This is a genomic window from Kitasatospora sp. NPDC101157, assembly GCF_044768255.1.
Lineage (GTDB): Bacteria > Actinomycetota > Actinomycetes > Streptomycetales > Streptomycetaceae > Kitasatospora.
Genome location: NZ_JBIWPL010000001.1, coordinates 65,849 through 85,466 on the forward strand (window position 1 = coordinate 65,849; position 19,618 = coordinate 85,466).

The 19,618-nt window shown below is 73.3% G+C and carries 16 protein-coding genes; 10 read left to right on the forward strand and 6 right to left on the reverse strand.

Features of this window, described 5'->3' with window-relative positions; all coding sequences use genetic code 11:
* Window positions 1–334: 334 nt before the first annotated feature.
* Complete coding sequence (locus tag ACIRVF_RS00325) at window positions 335–1,624, forward strand: MFS transporter (protein WP_402812907.1); 1,290 nt, start codon at window positions 335–337, stop codon at window positions 1,622–1,624.
* A gap of 102 nt (window positions 1,625–1,726) precedes the next feature.
* Here ACIRVF_RS00325 and ACIRVF_RS00330 read toward each other — a convergent pair whose 3' ends face one another.
* Window positions 1,727–2,245 carry a GNAT family N-acetyltransferase gene (locus ACIRVF_RS00330; protein WP_402811591.1) on the reverse strand — a complete coding sequence of 173 codons (519 nt, stop codon included), beginning with the start codon at window positions 2,243–2,245 and terminating at the stop codon, window positions 1,727–1,729.
* A gap of 46 nt (window positions 2,246–2,291) precedes the next feature.
* On the opposite strand from ACIRVF_RS00330, the gene thpR reads away from it, so the two are divergent.
* Window positions 2,292–2,879, forward strand: coding sequence for an RNA 2',3'-cyclic phosphodiesterase (gene thpR / locus ACIRVF_RS00335; protein WP_402811593.1), 588 nt, complete (start codon window positions 2,292–2,294; stop codon window positions 2,877–2,879).
* Window positions 2,880–3,140: 261 nt separating this feature from the next.
* Here thpR and serC read toward each other — a convergent pair whose 3' ends face one another.
* Together serC and ACIRVF_RS00345 are read right to left on the reverse strand one after the other, a co-directional pair.
* Window positions 3,141–4,259 carry a phosphoserine transaminase gene (gene serC, locus ACIRVF_RS00340; protein ID WP_402811595.1) on the reverse strand — a complete coding sequence of 373 codons (1,119 nt, stop codon included), beginning with the start codon at window positions 4,257–4,259 and terminating at the stop codon, window positions 3,141–3,143.
* 162 nt (window positions 4,260–4,421) lie between these two features.
* Window positions 4,422–5,522 (reverse strand): citrate synthase 2, encoded by a 1,101-nt coding sequence (locus ACIRVF_RS00345; RefSeq protein ID WP_402811598.1) that lies wholly within the window; start codon window positions 5,520–5,522, stop codon window positions 4,422–4,424.
* Between the two features lie 417 nt (window positions 5,523–5,939).
* On the opposite strand from ACIRVF_RS00345, the gene pdxH reads away from it, so the two are divergent.
* From pdxH to ACIRVF_RS00385, 8 genes are all read left to right on the forward strand, one after another.
* The gene (gene pdxH / locus ACIRVF_RS00350; protein ID WP_402812910.1) at window positions 5,940–6,572 is read left to right on the forward strand and encodes a pyridoxamine 5'-phosphate oxidase; all 633 of its coding nucleotides are present in this window, start codon (window positions 5,940–5,942) and stop codon (window positions 6,570–6,572) included.
* Between the two features lie 90 nt (window positions 6,573–6,662).
* Entirely contained in the window at window positions 6,663–8,081 is a 1,419-nt protein-coding gene (locus ACIRVF_RS00355) for a TIR-like protein FxsC (RefSeq protein ID WP_402811601.1), read from the forward strand.
* Complete coding sequence (gene fxsT, locus ACIRVF_RS00360; RefSeq protein ID WP_402811603.1) at window positions 8,078–11,971, forward strand: FxSxx-COOH system tetratricopeptide repeat protein; 3,894 nt, start codon at window positions 8,078–8,080, stop codon at window positions 11,969–11,971. Before ACIRVF_RS00355 ends, fxsT begins: the two co-directional genes overlap by 4 nt.
* Window positions 11,972–12,226: 255 nt before the next feature.
* The gene (locus tag ACIRVF_RS00365; RefSeq protein ID WP_402811606.1) at window positions 12,227–12,424 is read left to right on the forward strand and encodes a hypothetical protein; all 198 of its coding nucleotides are present in this window, start codon (window positions 12,227–12,229) and stop codon (window positions 12,422–12,424) included.
* Window positions 12,425–12,470: 46 nt separating this feature from the next.
* Window positions 12,471–14,879: an FxsB family cyclophane-forming radical SAM/SPASM peptide maturase gene (locus ACIRVF_RS00370; protein ID WP_402811609.1), complete on the forward strand. Its 2,409-nt coding sequence runs from the start codon at window positions 12,471–12,473 to the stop codon at window positions 14,877–14,879.
* Between the two features lie 135 nt (window positions 14,880–15,014).
* Complete coding sequence (locus ACIRVF_RS00375) at window positions 15,015–15,788, forward strand: aminoglycoside N(3)-acetyltransferase (protein WP_402811611.1); 774 nt, start codon at window positions 15,015–15,017, stop codon at window positions 15,786–15,788.
* A gap of 240 nt (window positions 15,789–16,028) precedes the next feature.
* Window positions 16,029–16,697, forward strand: coding sequence for a DUF4097 family beta strand repeat-containing protein (locus ACIRVF_RS00380; protein ID WP_402811614.1), 669 nt, complete (start codon window positions 16,029–16,031; stop codon window positions 16,695–16,697).
* Between the two features lie 103 nt (window positions 16,698–16,800).
* The gene (locus tag ACIRVF_RS00385; protein WP_402811616.1) at window positions 16,801–17,898 is read left to right on the forward strand and encodes a serine hydrolase domain-containing protein; all 1,098 of its coding nucleotides are present in this window, start codon (window positions 16,801–16,803) and stop codon (window positions 17,896–17,898) included.
* Window positions 17,899–18,067: 169 nt separating this feature from the next.
* Here the strand turns inward: ACIRVF_RS00385 and ACIRVF_RS00390 are convergent, their stop codons facing one another.
* From ACIRVF_RS00390 to ACIRVF_RS00400, 3 genes are all read right to left on the reverse strand, one after another.
* Window positions 18,068–18,466: a hypothetical protein gene (locus ACIRVF_RS00390; protein ID WP_402811619.1), complete on the reverse strand. Its 399-nt coding sequence runs from the start codon at window positions 18,464–18,466 to the stop codon at window positions 18,068–18,070.
* A gap of 75 nt (window positions 18,467–18,541) precedes the next feature.
* Window positions 18,542–18,979 carry a DUF3574 domain-containing protein gene (locus ACIRVF_RS00395; protein ID WP_402811622.1) on the reverse strand — a complete coding sequence of 146 codons (438 nt, stop codon included), beginning with the start codon at window positions 18,977–18,979 and terminating at the stop codon, window positions 18,542–18,544.
* Window positions 18,980–19,038: 59 nt separating this feature from the next.
* Window positions 19,039–19,599: a GNAT family N-acetyltransferase gene (locus ACIRVF_RS00400; protein WP_402811625.1), complete on the reverse strand. Its 561-nt coding sequence runs from the start codon at window positions 19,597–19,599 to the stop codon at window positions 19,039–19,041.
* Between the last annotated feature and the right edge of the window lie 19 nt (window positions 19,600–19,618).

Here is a 19,618-nt window from a genome sequence, read left to right on the forward strand (position 1 = left end):
GCGGGGTGTCACGGCTGCTCGACGACCAACGCCCCCCCCCCGCGCCCCGCGGCGCGGGCCGCCCCCCCCCCCGGCCCCCCCCCCGCCGCGAGGGGAGACCACCGTGACACCGCCGGCCGCAGCCAGCGCCGCCGCCATCCGTACCGACGACCCGACCACCGACCCCGCCGCGGAGAGCACCGCGGCCGCCGACGCCCAGGCCCCCGCCCCCAGCGGACTGCCCGGCAACGGCGACGACGACCCCGACGAACGCACCGCGGCGGACCCCGCCGCTCAGCGCCGAGCCCAATCGGCCGCGTCTCCCACCGGAGCCGAGTTCACCCGGCCCAGGGGGATGTTCTCCTCCCTGCGCGTTCGCAACTACCGCTACTACTTCGCCGGCCAGGTGGTGTCCAACACCGGCACCTGGATGCAGCGGATCGCCCAGGACTGGCTGGTCCTGAGCCTGACCGGCAGCCCGCTCGCGGTCGGCATCACCACCGCCATGCAGTTCCTGCCGATGCTGCTGCTCGGCCTGTTCGGCGGCGTGCTCGCCGACCGGATGCCCAAGCGCCGGCTGCTGATCTACACCCAGGGCGCCATGGGCCTGCTCGCCGCGGGCCTGGCCGTACTGACCATCGGCGACATCGTGACGCCGTACTACGTGTACGCCTTCGCACTGCTGCTCGGCCTGGTCACCGTGGTCGACAACCCGACCCGGCAGGCCTTCGTCTCCGAGATGGTCGGGCCCAAGGACCTCGCCAACGCCGTCAGCCTGAACGCCGCCAACTTCCAGACCGCCCGCCTGGTCGGCCCCGCCGTCGCGGGCCTGCTGATCGCCGCGGTCGGCAGCGGCTGGGCGTTCGCCGTCAACGCGCTGTCCTTCGCCGCCGTGATCGGCGGGCTGCTCGCGATGCGGGAGGGCGAACTGCGCCCGACCGAGCCGATCGCCCGCGAGAAGGGCCAGCTGCGCGAGGGCCTGCGCTACGTGAAGGAGCGGCCCGAGCTGCTCTGGCCGATGGTGCTGGCCGGGTTCATCGGCACCTTCGGGTTCAACTTCCCGACGCTGCTGTCCGGCTTCGCGTACGACACCTTCAAGGTGGGCGCCGGGCAGTACGGCCTGCTGAACACCGCGATGGCGGTCGGCTCGCTGGCCGGCGCGCTGCTCGCCGCCCGCCGGGGTGCGCCCCGGCTGCGCCGGCTGGTCGGTGCGGCGCTGGCCTTCGGCACCCTGGAGGTCGTCGCGGCCTTCGCGCCCGACTACTGGACCTTCGCGCTGCTGCTGACGCTGATCGGGGTGTTCGGGCTGAGCTTCAACACCTCGGTCAACTCCACCCTGCAGCTGGCCACCGACCCGGAGATGCGCGGTCGGGTGATGGGCCTGCTGGTCCTGGTCTTCACCGGCGGCACGCCGATCGGCGCCCCGGTGGTCGGCTGGGTCACCGCCTCGTACGGGCCCCGGCTCGGCCTGCTGGCCTGCGGCGTGGTGTCCGCGCTGGCGGCCGGTGCGGTCGGCCTGGTGCTGGCCCGCAGCGCGGACCTGCGGGTGCGGTTCGAGCTGCGCCCCGGTCGCGGCGGTCGGGTGGTGGCCTTCGTGCCGCGCACCGCCGCGGCGGGCAAGGGCGAGCTGGTCCCCGCCTGCTGACGACTGCGCCCGGAAACCCCGGAAGTGCGCTTCCGGGGTTTCCTGACGTCCCGTCAAGTGCCGTTTCGGAGAAGGACTGTGACCTCGGAGGGGACTGCGGGGTCAGAGGCGGATTTCGAGCACCTGGCCGGGCCAGGTCCCGGTGGGCTGCTCGACCTCGAAGCCCACGGTCTCGGTGAAGCCGAGCGCCCGGTACTGGCCGACCAGCTTGCGGTCGGCGCCGGCGTAGCAGTCCACCCGCAGCAGGCCGATGCCGCGCCGGCGGGCCTCCTCGATCGCGTCGGCGATCAGCGCGGCGCCGATGCCGGAGCCCTTGCGGCTGCGGTCGGTGACCAGGTTGCGGACGTAGAGCTCGCGCTCGTCCACGGCGGGGATGTACTTGCCGCGCTCCTCGGACAGCACGCAGCAGCCGACCGTACGGCCCTCGTCGTCCACCGCGAGGCGGATCAGGAAGGGCTCGGCGGCGTACTGCTCGATGTGCTCCACCCGGGCCGGGGTGGTGGAGAACGGCTGGTCGCCCCACTGCCCGGTGCGGTCCTGGGCGGCCAGCCAGGAGACGGCGCCGTCGAGCAGGGACAGGATGTCGGGGACGTCCGCGGGACCCCCGGTGCGGATCTTCATGGACAACCGTTCTACCCCAAACGGCAGATCGCGGGAAGATTGGTCCATGAGGCTGTTCGTGGCGGTGCTCCCGCCGGTCGTGGCGTTGCAGGGGCTCTCGGACGCGGTCGCGCCGGTGCGCGGACTGCCCGGGGCGGACCGGCTGCGCTGGACCACCGTCGAGGGCTGGCACCTCACCCTGGCCTTCCTCGGCCAGGTGCAGGCCGAGCGGCTGCCCGAGCTGGAGGCCGGCCTGGCGGCCGTCGCCGAGGTGCACCCGGTGCACCGGCTGCGGATCGCGGGCGCGGGGCGGTTCGGCGACCGGGTGCTGTGGGCCGGGGTCGAGGGGCAGACCTGGGCGCTGCGCAGGCTCGCCGAGGCCGTCACCGCGGCCACCGCCGAGCTGACCGGGGAGACCGACGCCTTCGCCTTCCACCCGCACCTCACGCTGGCCCGGGCCGGCTCCTCGCGCGGCCACCGGCGGGCCGTCCAGCGGGTCGCGGCGGCCGAGCTGGACGTCCTGGCGGCGGCGCTGGCGGACTACCGGGGGCCGGAGTGGGAGGCCGCCGAGCTGCACCTGGTGAAGAGCGACCTGGACGGCGGTTTCGCCCACTACGAGTCGCTGCGCTCCTGGCCGCTGGCCGACTGGAGCTGAGGCTCCCGGATCCGCCCGGCGTGGTGCGAGCCCAGGGGCTCGGATTCGTGTGGGTGTGAGCCGGAGGTACGCTCGTTGACCGTGGATCCCAAGACTCGTATGCGCATCGTCTCCGGCACCCTGGTGCTGCTGCTGGTCGTCGTACTGATCAGCTCACTGGTCGGCAAGTAGGCAGGCAACGGCCGAGGGCCGGCGAGCAGGCCGGGAACGGCTGAGGGCCACCGCCCGCAGGCGGTGGCCCTCAGCCGTGTTCGCGGGCGGTCAGAGCTGCTCGACCACGTAGTCGATGCAGTGGGTGAGCGCCTCGACGTCCGCCGGGTCGATCGCCGGGAACATCGCGATGCGCAGCTGGTTGCGGCCCAGCTTGCGGTACGGCTCGGTGTCCACGATGCCGTTGGCACGCAGTGCCTTGGCGACCGCGGCGGCGTCCACCGACTCGTCGAAGTCGATGGTGCCGACCACCTGGGAGCGCTCGGCCGGGTTCGCCACGAACGGGCTGGCGAAGGAGGACTTCTCGGCCCAGGAGTACAGCCGGGACGAGGAATCAGCCGTACGGGCGACGGCCCAGTCCAGCCCGCCGTTGCCGTTCAGCCACTCCAGCTGGTCGGCCAGCAGGAACAGGGTGGCGATCGACGGGGTGTTGTACGTCTGGTCCTTCGACGAGTTGTCGATGGCCGTCGGCAGCGAGAAGAACGGCGGGACGTACCGGCCGGAGCCGGCGATCTCGGCGGCGCGCTCCAGGGCGGCCGGGGAGAAGGTGGCCAGCCACAGGCCGCCCTCGGAGGCGAAGGACTTCTGCGGGGCGAAGTAGTAGACGTCGGTCTCGGTGATGTCGACCGGCAGGCCGCCGGCGCCCGAGGTGGCGTCCACCAGCACCAGCGAGCCCTCGTCGGCGCCGGCCGGGCGCCGGATCGGCATCGCGACGCCGGTCGAGGTCTCGTTGTGGGTGAGGCCGTAGACGTCCACGCCCGCCTCGGCGACCGGCAGCGGGTGGGTGCCCGGGGCGGTCTTGATCACCGTCGGCTCGGCCAGCCACGGGGCGGCCTTGACCGAGGAGGCGAACTTCGAGGAGAACTCGCCGAAGTCCAGGTGCTGGGACTTCTCCCGCACCAGGCCGAAGGCGGCGATGTCCCAGAAGGCGGTGGAGCCGCCGTTGCCGAGGACGACTTCGTAGCCCTCCGGCAGCGAGAAGAGGCTGCTCACGCCCTCGCGCACGCGCTTGACCAGGTTCTTGACCGGGGCCTGGCGGTGCGAGGTGCCGAGCAGCGAGGTCTGGGTGGCGGCGAGGGCACTCAGGGCCTCGGGGCGCACCTTGGACGGTCCGCAGCCGAAACGGCCGTCTGCGGGCTTGATGTCAGCGGGGATCTGGATCTGAGCCACGCGCGCAGCCTACCGGCCGGGGGGCCCGCGGGGTAACGGCCGTCCGCCCGCTGAGACCGTGATCTGGACAGTGTGCAGGGGTGCGAACAGCGGGCCCGGCCGGAGCCGGACCCGCTGGTCAGGGGTGCTTTCGCGGCCGGATGCCCGGCGCGCTCAGCGCCTTCAGTGGCCGATGGCGTCCCAGCCCTCGATCTCCTCGGGGCGGCGCGGGCCGGGGCCGATGTAGCGCGCGGAGGGGCGCACGAGGCGGCCGGTGCGCTTCTGCTCCAGGATGTGCGCCGACCAGCCCGCGGTGCGCGCGCAGGTGAACATCGAGGTGAACATGTGCGCCGGGACCTCGGCGAAGTCCAGCATGATCGCGGCCCAGAACTCGACGTTGGTGGCGAGCACCCGGTCCGGGCGGCGGGCGTGCAGCTCCTCCAGCGCGGCCTTCTCCAGCGCCTCGGCGACCTCGAAGCGCGGCGCGCCGAGCTCCTTGGCGGTGCGGCGCAGCACGCGGGCGCGCGGGTCCTCGGCGCGGTAGACGCGGTGGCCGAAGCCCATCAGGCGCTCGCCCTTGTCCAGCGCGTTCTTGACCCACTTGACGGCGTCGCCGGTGCGCTCGATCTCCTCGATCATGCCGAGCACGCGGGAGGGGGCGCCGCCGTGCAGCGGGCCGGACATCGCGCCGACCGCGCCGGAGAGCGCGGCCGCGACGTCGGCACCGGTGGAGGCGATGACCCGGGCGGTGAAGGTGGAGGCGTTCATGCCGTGCTCGGCGGCCGAGGTCCAGTAGGCGTCGACGGCCTTGACGTGCTTCGGGTCCGGCTCGCCGCGCCAGCGGATCATGAAGCGCTCGACGACCGTCTCGGCCTTGTCGATCTCGCTCTGCGGGACCATCGGCAGGCCCTGGCCGCGAGCGGACTGGGCGACGTACGACAGCGCCATCACGGCGGCGCGGGCGAGGTCGTCGCGGGCCTGCTCGGCGGAGATGTCGAGCAGCGGCTTGAGGCCCCAGACCGGGGCGAGCATGGCGAGCGCGGACTGGACGTCGACCCGGATGTCGCCGGAGTGGACCGGGATCGGGAACGGCTCGGCGGCCGGCAGGCCGGGGTTGAACTTGCCGTCCACGAGCAGGCCCCAGACGTGGCCGAAGGAGACGTGGCCGACCAGGTCGTCGATGTCGACACCGCGGTACCGCAGGGCGCCGCCTTCACGGTCGGGTTCGGCGATCTCGCTCTCGAACGCGACGACTCCCTCAAGCCCGGGTACGAAATCGGACATGCGACGGCTCCTTCAGTTCTGCGATCGGCGCTCCGCCGTGGTGGGGCGGCTCGCCAGTGACCGAATCGTGGTTGGCACTCGGTGCCAGAGTGACAGGCACGGGGTGCATTGCGCCATACACCACCGCGGTGATGTTTCCCGTGGGACCGTTTGACTTCTCCGCCGAGGGTCGGTCGTGCCCGGGGGATTCCCGGAACCAAACGCCCGGTTCCGGACAATTCCCCGTACGGCGGGCGGCCAAGCGGTGGCGAGTCACCATATCTCCGACCGGGGTTTGTCCGGAGGTAGCGGTGCCGGTTGCTTGTCGTACGGGATGATGTTGGCGTGCAGACCCCGGAACGCGCCCAGTCGACGCCCCTGAGCCCCGCCACCCGGACCCTGGCCGAGGAGGCCAGCCCCGGCCCGGACCTCACCGTGATGCGCAAGCACTACACCCACGAGGGCCTGGCCGAGGAGCAGCTCGCGCCCGAGCCGATCGCCCAGTTCACCCGCTGGTTCCTGGAGGCGGACGGCGCCGGGGTGGTGGAGCCCAACGCCATGGTGCTCTCCACCGCCGACGCCCAGGGCCGGCCCAGCTCGCGGACCGTGCTGCTCAAGGGCTACGACGTGCGCGGCTTCGTGTTCTTCACCAACTACGGCTCCCGCAAGGGCTCCGAGCTCGCCGTCAACCCGTACGCCGGGCTGCTCTTCCCCTGGCTCGCGCTGGCCCGCCAGGTCATCGTCCAGGGGCGGGTCGAGAAGGTCGGCCGCGACGAGACCGCCGCCTACTTCCGCACCCGCCCGCACGGCTCCCAGCTCGGGGCCTGGGCCAGCGAGCAGTCCAGCCCGGTCAGCGGCCGCGACGTCCTCGAACAGCGCTACGCCGACCTGGAGCGCCGCTACCCCGAGGGCGAGGGCGTGCCCGTCCCGCCGTTCTGGGGCGGCTACCGGGTCGTCCCGGAGAGCGTCGAGTTCTGGCAGGGCCGCGAGAACCGCCTGCACGACCGCCTCCGCTACCTCGCCGACCCGACCGCCCCGACGGGCTGGCGGGTGGAGCGCCTCTGCCCGTGACCACGGGGCGGCCCGAACCGGCGCTTCGCCGGAACCCCACCGACTCCGCCCAACTCGCCGGTACGGTAGGCCTGGTCGACCGAGCAGGCTGTGGCCGGGGGTGCCGTGGAGCCGTTCTTCTTCTTCAGCTACGCGCACCGGGACCATCAGGCCGGCGGTGGTTTCGTGGACCAGTTCTTCAGCGATCTCAAGGACGAACTGGCCCGGCTGGAGCCGGCGGCCGGCCCGGACGGACTCGGCTACCGGGACACCGAGCGGCTGCGGCTCGGCGACGACTGGGAGCAGCAGCTCTCCGGGAGGGTCGCCAGCTGCCGCACGCTGGTCGCCCTGTACTCCCCGGCGTACTTCGCCAGCGCGTACTGCGGCAAGGAATGGACCGCTTTCAACGAACGGGTGCTCAGGCACCAGGAATTGACCGGTCGTACGGTGCCCGCCCTGATTCCGGTGCTCTGGGAGCCGCCGCCCGCCGAGCTGCCGGCCGAGGTCCTGCGGATCCAGTACCTCCAGCACGACCTGGGCGAGGCCTACGCCGTCGGCGGGTTACGGGCCCTGCTGCGCGCCGATCCGTACGGAGCGGAGTACCTCCAGGTGGTCAGGGTGATCGCCCAGCGGGTGCGGGAGGCGGCCGGACAGTACCTCGGTGAATCACCGGCCCTGGACCTCGGCCGGGTGGAGGGCTGTTTCCCGGTGCCCGCGACCGAACCGCCGTCGGCCCGACCGGGGTTGGTCCGGCTGTTCGTGGCGGCCGGACGGGCGGCGAGGAGCGGCGGACCGCCGGTGGAGCCGCCCGGCGGCGGGTGGTACGGCCCGCAGCCCTGGGACTGGGCGCCGTACCACCCGCCGGTCACGCCCTCCCTGGTGGCACAGGCCCAGCGGGTGATCACCCGGGCCGGGCACGTCACGACCATGGCCGAGATCGGTCCGGGGCTGGCCCGGGACCTCGACCGGGCCCGGGAGGACAACCAGGTCAGCGTGCTGCTGGTGGACCCTTGGGCAGCGGGGCGGGAGCCGTACCGGCAGGCACTGCGCGAGTACGACGACCAGAACCACCCGGTCACCGGGGTCCTGGTACCGGTCGGGACGGACGATCCGTCCGAAGGGCCGGACCGCGCGCAGCTCTGGGAGGGGGTGCGCGCGGTGTTCCCGCGCAACTGGTTGCACCGCGCCGGGCCGGAGCCGCTCTTCCGGGTGAGGGTGCCGCGGGAACGTTTCGAGAGCGAGCTCCTGCGGGCCGTGACGGTCGCCCAGAACCGCCTGCTGGACGAGGCGGAGGGCGACGACGACCCGTACGCCGTCCGGGCCTCGTTCGGACTGGAGCCGGATGCTCCGACGCTGCCCGGGCTGGCCGTTCCGGCCGGGCCGGTTCCCGGGCCGCGAGGACCGCGGCCGCGCGCGGCCGGCACACCGGCGCCCGCCGTCCACCCGCCGGGGCGGGTCCACCAGCCCGGAGCCGTCATCGATCCGTCGCCCGTCGCCGACCGGCCGAGCCGAGGAGAGCCGCAGACATGAGTGCCGACCAGGCCCAGCCGACCGTCGTCGCGGTGGCGGCCCCGCCCGTGAGCGGCTCGATCGTGACCTTCTACTCCTTCAAGGGCGGCACCGGCCGCACCATGGCCCTGGCCAACCTCGGCTGGATCCTGGCCAGTCAGGGCCTGCGCGTCCTGGCCGTGGACTGGGACCTCGAAGCCCCCGGCCTGCACCGCTACTACCACCCGTTGCTGGTCGACCCCGAACTGCGGGGGACGCCCGGTCTGATCGACCTGCTGCGCGCCTACGTCGACCAGGCCCTGCCACGCGCCGCCAGGGCTCCGGGTCTCGGGCCGCGCGAGTGGCTCGCCGCACCCGGGCGGCTCGACGCACACCTGTGCGGCCTCGCCCTCGACCTGCCGGCCGGCGGCCGCCTCGACCTGATGCCCGCCGGGCGACAGGACGGCGCCTACTCGGCGGCCGTCACCAGCTTCAACTGGCGCAGCTTCTACACCCGGAGCGACATCCGCGGCGCGGAGTTCCTGAACGCCCTGCGCGAGCAGTGGACCGTCGCGTACGACTACGTGCTGATCGACAGCAGGACCGGTGTCAGCGACACCTCGGGCATCTGCACCGTGCTGATGCCCGACACCGTCGTCGACTGCTTCACCCTGAGCGCCCAGAGCATCCGCGGCGGCGTCGACGCCGCCCGCGCCATCGCCGGGGCGGAGGCGCGGGACATCCGGGTCCTCCCGGTGCCGATGCGGGTCGAGGAGACCGAGCGGTCCGGACTCGCCGCCGGGCGGGACTTCGTCCGGGACGCCTTCGCCCCCTATCTGGACCGCTGGCTCGGCAGCGAGCGCACCGAGGCGTACTGGCGGGACGTCGAGGTGCCCTACAAGCCCTTCTACGCCTACGAGGAGGTTCCCGCCACCGTGGCCGACCGGCCCCGGCAGCACCGCAGCCTGCTCGGCGCGTACGAGCGGCTGGCGGCGTGGCTCACCGACGGCCGGGTGCGCGAGCTGCGCCCCGTGCCGGACCGGGTCCGCCGTCGGCTGTACGCGGCGTACCTACGGCCGGGCCGGACCAGGTCCCGCCGGCTGTACGTGAGTTACGCCCCGGGGGACCGGATGTGGGCGGAGTGGGCGGCCGCGGTGCTGACCGGGTTCGGCTACCTGGCCACGCTGCACAGCGCGGCCGTCCCGCCGGACCCCTCCCGTCCGCTGCCGGAGGCCGACGGGCCGCTCGACGGGGACGGGCGGATGCTGGCACTGCTGTCGCCGGAGTACCTGGCGCTGCCGCGGGCGACCGAGCTGTGGCGCCGGTTCGAGGAGGGGGACGGAGGCGCACTGGCCGTGGTGTCGGTGGCCGACGAGCCGCTGCCGGAACCGTTCGGCGGGCGGTCGGTGCTCGAACTCGCCGACGGCCCGGCCGAGTCGGTGGATTCCCGGTTGTTCGAACTGCTCGGGCCGCCGCCCGGGGTGGGCCGCTGGGTCGAGGTGGAGGAGACGCCCGTGCCGCCCGCCCGCTCCCCCCGGGGACGCCCGGTGGTGCACGCGCTGCCCCCGCGGGACCCCGGTTTCACCGGTCGCGGCCGACTGCTCGACCGGCTGCGCGACCGCTTCACCGGCCCGGCCGACCGCGCACCGGTCCAGGTGCTGTACGGCATGGGCGGGGTCGGCAAGTCGCAGACCGCCGCCGAGTACGCGCACCGCTTCGGCGCCGGGTACGACGTGACCTGGTGGATCCGGGCCGAGGAACCCGCCGACGTCCCCCGGCAGCTCGCCGAACTGGCCACCGCCCTCGGTCTGCCCACCGGGGACGACATCCAGCGCGCGGCCGAAGAGCTGCTGCGCCACCTGGACCGGGGACGACCGCACGGCCGCTGGCTGCTGGTCTACGACAACGCCGAGGATCCGCAGGGCCTCGCGCCCTGGCTCCCGGCGGGAACGGCCGACGGACACGTACTGGTCACCTCGCGCAACCGGCACTGGGCCCGGCACCCCGGCCGCACCGAGGTCGAGGTGTTCGACCGGAGCGAGAGCGTGCGGCTGTTGCTGCGCCTCAATCCCGGGATCCCGGCCGAGGAGGCGGAGGCGATCGCGGACCGGCTCGGGGACCTGCCGCTCGCCGTCGACCAGGCCGCGCGCTGGCTGCAGGAGACCCCGATGCCGGCCGCCACCTACCTGGAGTCGCTCGACCGGGCGCTCACCGAGGTGCTGGACCGGCCCGTCCCGGGCGACGGTCCGGCGGCCATCGCGGCCACCGCCCGGATCGCCGGTGCGGACCTGCGCCGGATCAACGCCCCGGCGATGCGGCTGCTGGAACTCTGCGGCTTCCTGGGACCGGACGCCATACCGATCGAGGTCTTCTACAGCGAACCGGCCGTGGGCATGATCCGGCCGGTGCAGGAGGGGGACGAGCGGTTGGCGATCGGGGAGATCCTGCGCACCGTGAACCGGTACGGCCTGGTCCGCTACGACGCCGAGGGCGGGGGGACGCTCGGGGTGCACCGGATCGTCCAGGCGCTGCTGCGCGACCAGGTGGCGGAGGCCGACCGGCCGACCGTCCGGGGTGCCGTGCAGCGGGCCCTGGCGCTGGTCGGCGACGGCAGCCCGGACAAGGCGGAGAACTGGCCCCGGTTCGCGGCGCTGCTGCCGCACCTGGGGCCGTCCGGGGCGGTCGGGAGCGCGGATCCGGAGGTACGGCGGTGGGTCACCGCGTCGGTCCGCTACCTGCGCCACCGGGGGCTGTCCGAGCCCGCGCGCGAGCTGGCCGGGAAGGCGCTGGCCGCCTGGGGCACGGAGGAGCTGGCGGCGCTGCTGCTGCGGGTCGAACTCGGCAACGTGCTGCGGCTCCAGGGAGCTGCGCTGGAGGCGTACCGGACCGACCGGGAGGTCCGGGAGCGGCTGACCGACTTGCTCGGCCCCGACCATCCGCACACCATCGCCGCGGCTGCGGGGCTCGGTGGTGACCTGCGCCAGCTCGGCCGCTACGCCGAGGCGCAGGAGCTCGACCGGCAGACGCTGGCGACCGCCGAGCGGGCCCTCGGGCCGGACCATCCGCGCACCATGATGAGTCTCAACAACCTGGCCGTCTCCGACTTCCTGTCCGGTGATCTCGACAGCGCCTTCGAGGGCCACTCGACCGCCCTGGCGCGCCAGCGGGCGGCTCTCGGCGAGGACGACCTGTTCACCCTGGCCTCCGAACTCAACCGGGCCCGGGTCCTGCGTGAGACGGGTCGCTACGAGGAGGCGCTCGCGGCGCTCGCGGATGCCGTCGAGCGCTCCCGTGGGCGCTTCGGCGAGGACCACGACGGCACCCTCCGTATCCGGCGCCACCTCGGCGGCGCGCTGTTGCGGCTCGGCCAGTACGAGGAGGCGAGGAGCGCCGACGAGGAGACGCACCGCCGACTGCTGGCCCGGCACGGCGCCGACCATCCGGAGACCGCGGCCGCCGCCGGGAACCTCGCCGCCGACCTCGGCGCGTTGGGCGAGACGGGACGCGCGGTCGAGCTGGCCACGGGGGTGTTCGAATATCACCGGGCCCGCCTCGGTGAGGAGTCACCGACCACCCTGCTGGCCGCCGGGAACCTCGCGGTACTGCTGCGGCGGGACGGGCGGACGGAGGAGGCCGTGGCGCTGTCCGGGAGGGTGCTGGAAGGGCTGCGAGCACAGCTCGGGGAGCGCCACCGCTACGTCGGGGCGGCACTGCTGAACCACGCCAACTCGCTGCTGGCGGCCGGGGACCGGGACGGGGCGCGGTCGCTGGGCGAACAGGCCGCGGCGGTGCTGGCCGAGTCGCTGGGGCCGGAGCACCCCGACGCCCGGGCGGCGTTCGAGAACCTGGCACGGAACCGGGCCGACGGGGACACCGGCGAGCCCGGCACCGCCGGGCGGGCCGATGTGTTCGTGGAGGCACCGCCGGTGTGATCGCAGACCCCGGCTGACGGCGCCCGAGGGGACCGGGGAGACCGGAGCGTGGGCTATGCGCCGGTCAGGTGCCCGTACGCGACCGCTGAACGGGTGAACTTTTGGCGCGACGACGCAGCATGAAGGGGGTAAGGGGCACTTAGGGCTGTGTAAGGGCGCCTCGTGACGTGCAGGCGAGCAGTACCCTTGCGACCAAGCCGAGGTATATACCCGGCGGTGCTTCTCTCTAACCCCCATCGTGGAAGAGAATCGAACATGACACCCGCACTGGACACCATGCCCCTCGCCGAACTGACAGAGCCTCAGGAGACTCAGGGCTCCCCAGAGGGAACTCGGCCATCACTGGCCGAGCTCGCCCGGCTCGGCGCCGAGGAACTCTCCGCCAGGATCCGACGAGCCCTCCCCGACGCCGGAGCGGGTGTGCCGGTCGCGGCCTTCAACTCGTCCATCTGATCGAAAGGTTCGCCGTCGGCCTCCGCCTCCCTGGATCCGATCGACCATGACGCCAACGACGCTGCCTTTCAGCCAGTTCGTGGTGAAAGTCCACAGCCGGTGTGATCTCGCCTGCGATCACTGCTACGTGTACGAGCACGCCGACACCAGTTGGCGACGACGCCCCAAGGTCATCGGTGGCGACGTCCTGAACGCCGTCGCCGGGCGGATCGGCGAGCATGCGGCCGCCCACCGGCTGTCCGCTGTCCGGGTCGTCCTGCACGGGGGAGAGCCCCTGCTCGCCGGCCCGGACGTTCTGCGCCACGCGGCCGAGGCGCTGCGGGCGGCGCTGCCGCCCGGCTGCGCACTGGACCTGCGCATCCACACCAATGGTGTCCAACTGTCGCACGCCTTCTGCGCGTTGTTCGCGGAGCTGGACGTCAAGGTCGGCATCTCGCTGGACGGCGACAGGGCCGCCAACGACCGGCACCGGCGGTTCGCCGACGGACGGAGCAGCCATCCGCAGGTGCTGCGGGCGGTGGGGCTGCTGAACGAGCCCGAGTACCGGCACCTGTTCGCCGGGTTGCTGTGCACCGTCGACATCGAGAACGACCCGGTGGCCGTGTACCGGGCGCTGGCCGAACTGCGGCCGCCGGCGGTCGACTTCCTGCTGCCGCACGCGACCTGGGAGCAGCCGCCGAAGCGGCTCCCGGGGGGCGGGGATGCGCCGTACGCGGACTGGCTGCTGGCCGTCCACCGGCTGTGGGAGGCCGACGGGCGGCCGTTCGCCGTGCGCACCTTCGAATCCGTGCACCGGACGCTGCGGGGGCTGTCCAGCCTGACCGAGTCGCTGGGGCTGGAGCCCTCGGACCTGGCGGTGCTGGAGACGGACGGGACGTTCGAGCAGGCGGACAGCCTGAAGACCGCGTACGACGGGGCGCCCGCCACCGGGATGAACGTCTTCGCACACAGCCTCGACGACCTCGCCCGGCACCCCGGGATCGCCGCCCGGCAGTCCGGTCCGGCCGGGCTGAGCGCGGCCTGCCGGGCCTGCCCGGTGGTGCGCTCCTGCGGGGGCGGGTTGTACGCCCACCGCTACCGGGCGGACACTGGCTTCGACAATCCCTCCGTCTACTGCGGTGACCTCATGACGCTCATCAACGGCATTGCGGGCAGCGGTGGTTCGCCCTCGGAGCCGACCACCGTTCCGGCCCAGGGCGGGGAGCCGCAGCTGTCGGCGGCGCTCGCTCCCGCCCAGCTCGACGAGCTCGCCCGGGGGTACGGGAGTGCTGACACCGTCGCCGCCCTCGGGCGCTCCCAACTCGCACTGACCCGCGCCATGCTGGCCGCCGCCTGGGACGCCTCCGGGCAGGGCCGGGCGGAGGCCTGGGAGCTGCTGTCGGAGCTCGACGGGGTGGCGCCCGCGGCCGTGGACGCGGTGCTGGCGCACCCGTACGCCCGGGCCTGGGCCGCGCGGCGGCTGGCCGGGGACCTGGCGGTCGGGCTCGGGCCGCTGGCCGCGCTGGCCGCCGCGGCGGCGGTGCGGGCCGGGCGGGGGGACGCGGTCGCGGTGCCGGTGCGGGACGGCTGGCTGCACCTGCCGACGCTGGGGCGGGTCGCGGTGCCGGACGGCGAGGCGGTGGTCACCGGGCGGGCGGACGGCTTCGAGGTGCGGGCCGCCGACGGCTCGGTGCGCACGGCCCTGGACCAGCCGCTGCGGCGGGTCCGACTGGCCGGGGGCTGGACGGTCGCGCTGGAGGACGTCGACCCGCTGCGGGACAGCCACGACCACCCGGTGGCCGAGCGGCTGCCGGAGGCCGAACTGCTCGGCTGGACCGGAGCGTTGCGGGAGGCCTGGGAGCTCCTCGGACGCGACCTGCCCGGCTACGCGGAGGGCATCCGGGCCGGGCTGGGGACGGTGACCCCGCTGCGGCCGGGACCGGCGGGCCGGGACGTCAGCTCGGCGGCGCGCCAGGCGTACGGGGCGGTCGGCATCGCCCGGCCGGCCACGGCGCCGACCCTGGCGCTGCTGCTCGCGCACGAGTTCCAGCACGTGAAGCTGGGGGCGGTGCTGGATCTGTTCGACCTCCACGACCGGGCCGACGACCGGCTGTACTTCGCTCCCTGGCGGCCCGATCCGCGCCCGCTGGAGGGGTTGTTGCAGGGCACGTACGCGCACCTCGCGGTGACCGAGTACTGGGGCACCCGGACGGCCGCGTACGACGGCCTGGCGGGGGAGGCCGCCGGTCGGGCGCGGGCGCAGTTCGCGCTGTGGCGGCGGTACACGGCGGAGGCGGTCGAGCGGCTGGCCGAGTCGGGCGCGCTGACCGGGCTCGGGGTGCGGTTCGCGGAGGGGATGCGGGAGAGCGTCGAGCCGTGGCTCGCGGTGCCGCTGCCGGCGGCGGCCGAGCGGGACGCCGAGCGGGTGCGGCGGGAACGCGACGCGGGCGGGCGGCTGCGGTCGGTCGAGGTCTGACGGGGAACTGCGAGGAGAGTGCCGAGGTCTGAGGGGGAGCGTCGTGGTCTGACGGGAAGCGCCGAGGCCTGACAGGAAGTTTCGACCTCCGGACGCGAAGCGTCGTGGTCCGAGGGGGAATTGGGAGGGTTGCCGGTGATCTCCACTGCCTCGCTCGTCGAGGGGTTCGCCCGGCTGGGCGTCCGGCCGGGCATGGTGCTGCACGTCCAGGCCTCGCTGCGGGCGCTCGGGCCGGTCGAGGGCGGGGCTGGGGGCGTGGTCGACGCCCTGTGCGAAGTCCTGGGGCCGGAAGGGACGTTGGTGGCGTACACCGCCACGCCCGAGAACTCCTCGACCTCGCGGATCCACCAGGAGGCCGTCGCCGGGCTCTCTCCGGCGGAGGTCGAGGCCTACCGGGCGCGGATGCCGCGCTTCGATCCGGCGGTCACTCCGGCGTCCCCGAGCATGGGGGTGCTCTCGGAGGCCGTCCGCACCCGGCCCGGCGCCCTGCGCAGCGGCCATCCGCAGACCTCCTGGGCGGCCCTCGGCCCCCGGGCGGAGGAGATCACGGCAGGTCACCCGCTCACCTCCCACCTGGGTCCGGAGTCCCCGCTCGGGCGGCTCTACGAGCTGGACGCCCGGGTACTGATGCTCGGCGTCGGGATGGCCCGGTTCACCGCCTTCCACCTGGCTGACCTGCGCCAGCCCGGTGTGCCGCTGCGCGAGTACCGGTGCGTGGCCCCGGACGGCTGGACGGCGTTCCGGGCACCCGAACTGGACGACCTGCACTTCGCCGAGCTGGGGGAGCGGGTGCTCGGCGCGGCGGCCGGGATCTCCAGCGCGCGGATCGGGACGGCCGACTGCCGGCTGGTGCCCGTCAGGGAGGCCGTCGACCTCGCCGACGGGTTCCTGCGTCACGCCCGGGGCTGACCGCGGACAGCCCCGCTGACGACCTGTCATAGCGTTCACGCCCAGTCCATTGCAATGAATGGACTGGGCTTCGTTGCATTCCTCGCAGGATCGTTGCAATGAATTCATGCCTTCTGCCTGCGGTGATGCCGATTCCGAGTAGTGAGTGTGTTGCCTGATGGTCGAACGCAACGTAGCGTTTCCTTCATCAGAAAGCGGCGGGCCGAAGGGGCCGACGCCGCGGAAGAGAAGGAGCGCACGATGCAGAAGTTCGCCACCCCCGCCCCGGTCTCGGCCGTCCTGGACATCCCCGCCGGCCACATCCGGTTCATCGCCGGGGACCGCACCGACACCGTGGTCGAGGTCCGGCCCGCCGACTCCGGCAGCAGCCGGGACGTGAAGGCCGCCGAGCGGATCGAGATCGCGTACGCCGACGGCGTGCTGCGGATCCACGCCCCGGAGGCCGAGAACCGGGTCCTCGGCAACTCCGGCACCGCCGAAGTGACCGTCCAGCTGCCCGCCGGCTCCCGGGTCGACGCCAAGGCCGCGCTCGGCGAGTTCCGGGGTGTCGGCCGACTCGGGGACGTCACCCTCCGGGCCGCCCAGGGCACCGTCAAGCTCGACGAGACCGCCGGCGCCGATCTCGCCCTCCAGGCCGGGGACATCACCGTCGGCCGGCTCGGCGGAGCCGCCGAGATCCGCACCCAGAAGGGCGACCTCCGGGTCGCCGAGGCCGTCGGCGGCACCGTCACCCTGCGCACCGAGTACGGGCAGATCGAGGTCGGCGCCGCCCGCGGGGTCTCCGCCGCCCTCGACGCCGGGACCGGCCACGGCCGGATCCACAACGCCCTGAAGAACGCCGACGGCACCCCCGGCCTGACCGTCCACGCCACCACCGGCTACGGCGACATCGCCGCCCGCAGCCTCTGAACCGCCCGCACCTCTGAACCGCCCGCACCTCCGAACCGCCCGCACCTCCGAACCGCCCGAAGTCTCCGAGCCGTACCACCAGCGGAAGGAAGAAGGACCGACCATGAGTGACAGCACCGCCCAGGACCGCCCCGACCTCCAGAAGGCCATCCAGGACGTCGTGGACGTCGGCTTCGCCGGCATACAGATGCGCGTGCACGACGGGAGCGGCGAGCACGGGGAGTGGGTCGGCAGCGCGGGGGTGAGCAGGCTGGGCGAGAGCGCGAAGCCGTCCACCGAAGGGCAGTTCTGGATCGGCAGCAGCACCAAGACCTTCGTCGCGGCCCTGGTGCTGCACCTGGTCGCCGACGGCATGATCGAGCTGGACTCCCGAGTGGCCGAACACCTCCCCCGGTTCGGCCTGGACGGGCGGATCACCGTGCGGATGCTGCTCCAGCACACCAGCGGCCTCTACAACTGCACCGGCGAGCTCGACGAGAAGGGCACGTTCGTGCCCGGGCTGCCGTCGACCGGCAAGCCGTGGGTGGAGAACCGGTTCCACAACTACCGGCCGGACGAGCTGGTGCGGTTCGCGCTGTCGAAGCCGGCCCGGTTCGAGCCGGGCACCGGCCAGAGCTACTCCAACACCAACTACACCCTGGCCGTGCTGCTGGTCGAGGCGCTCAGCGGCCGCTCGTACGCCGAGGAGATGCAGCGGCGGATCCTGCGGCCGCTCGGGCTGCGGGACACCCTGGTGCCGGGCGACTCGCCGGACATCCCCGGCCCGCACGCCCACGGCTACTACCGCTACCAGGACGGCGAGGAATGGAAGGTCGTGGACGTCTCCCGACAGAACTCCTCGCTGCTGACCGGCTCCGGGGACATGATCTCCACCACCCGCGACCTGCAGGTCTTCTTCGCCGCCCTGCTCGGCGGCAGGCTCCTGCCGGCCGCACTGCTGGACGAGATGCGGACGCCGCACGGCGCGCTCGGCTACGGACTCGGGCTGTTCGTCCAGCAGTTGGGACCGGAGAGCGGAGGCGTCACCATCGTCCACCACAACGGCGGCGCCCCCGGCGGCTACGGTGCGCTGATGATCGGCTCCCCGGACGGGAGCCGGACCCTCACCGCCGGGCTGACCACCGGCGATTCGGACGCGGACCCGGCGCAGGAGTTCCCGAAGGCGCTCAACGGGCTGATCAATGCGGTCTTCTGCCGCTGACTCCCCGTGCCTCGCCCGGCCACCGGGGATCACCGGGGATCACCGGAGCGAGATGCGGAGGAAGTCGACGGGGCCGACTCCCTGCGCGGCGGGACCCCCGCCGGGTGCGCACGGTCTCCGGACGGACAGGCCGCGCGGCTGAGCTGTGGCGGCCGGTCTCCTGGGCCTGCTAGGGGAAGACAGGGGCACCGTTGTCATCGATCCACGGCTGCCGGTCCGGCTGCCGGCCGACCATCGCCCATACGGCGTGCGCCGCTGCGAACTTCACGTCGCCAGGGCCCGTGTCGACCGGCGATGTCACGATCTCGACGACGGACACGGACAGCCCGCGACTCTCCTCGGGAAGCTGCGCCAGCGCGTACCGCGCTCCGTCCAGTGCCTCTGCTCGAACCTGTTCATCGCCGGCCTGGACGGCACCGACGGTGGGCCCGTGGGACCGAACGCGCCACCCGAACACGTCCGCGCCCATCTGGACAGCGGGCTCGGCCGACGCCTCTCCGCTCATCGTGACGTGGGCGAAGCTCGTCCATCGGCTGGTCTGTCGGAGCAGCTTGAAGGTTCCTTCCATGTCCGGCATCCTTCCCGACGCCTGCGCCGGGCCGTGAACGACTCCACCCCGGGACGCTCACGAACCAGGCCCCGGCTAGAACGATGCCTTGACCGCTTCGTCCACCCGGCCGACGGCCTCCTGCTGGAAGCGCTGGTCGTAGCTGCGGCGGATCTCCTCGACGGCTGCGCCCGCGGGCTTCGCCTGCGGGGTCGGGTACAGCAGGGTGACCAGGTAGGAGCGTTCGTGCTCGATGACGCCGAAGCGGTCGCGGTACTGGCCGCGTGCCTGTTCGACGGTGAGGCCGTCGGGGAAGCGCGGGGTGATCACCGAGTCCACGAAGTCCTGGAACTCCTGGTCGGTGACGGCGGGACCGCCGTCGGGTCGCTCGGTGCCGAAGAACAACTCGGTCCGGGTGTAAGGATCGTGCGGCGCGGTCGGGGTGCCCGCCGCACCGGCGACCGGGGCGAGTGCCGCCCCCGTCATCAGCACGGCGGCGCCGGCGAGCAGCCCGGCCCAGGTTCTCGTTTCCATGACGGGATCAACGGCCGGACGGGCCGGGGGATGCACTGGTTCGGCCGCACGGGTGACGGCTACCGGCCCTGCCGCCAGTCGGCGCGGGTGAGCTGGTACTCGACCTCGCCGTGTTCGGAGCCGGGGATCGCGTCCGGCCAGTCGCCGGTGAAGTTCCGGAGGAACGACAGGCCTGACTTCTCCATCACGCGCCGGGAACGGGAGTTGACGGCCATGGTGTTGGCGGTGACCCGCTCGACGCCGAGGTCGGTGAAGCCCTTGTCGATCAGCGCGCGCGAGCCCTCGGTGGCGTAACCCCTGCCCCAGGCGGTCCGGTTCAGCCGGTAGCCGAGTTCGACGACGGCGGGGGTGTCGTCGTCGAGGGGACGGAACTCGAACCAGCCGAGGAAGTGGCCGGTGGCCCTCTCCTCGGCGGCCCAGAAGCCACGGGTACCCAAGCAGGGGTGGTCGTGGAGGAGACGCGGCAGGACCCGGGTCTCGACGGCCTCCCGGCTCGTCGGCGCACCACCGTTGATGAAGCGCATGACCTCGGGGTCGTTGTCCAGCGCATGGAGGTGATCGGTGTCCGCTTCGGTGAACGGGCGCAGCGCGAGTCGTGCGGTGTCAAGGAAGACGTGCATGCGGTGATCCTGGCTGCCC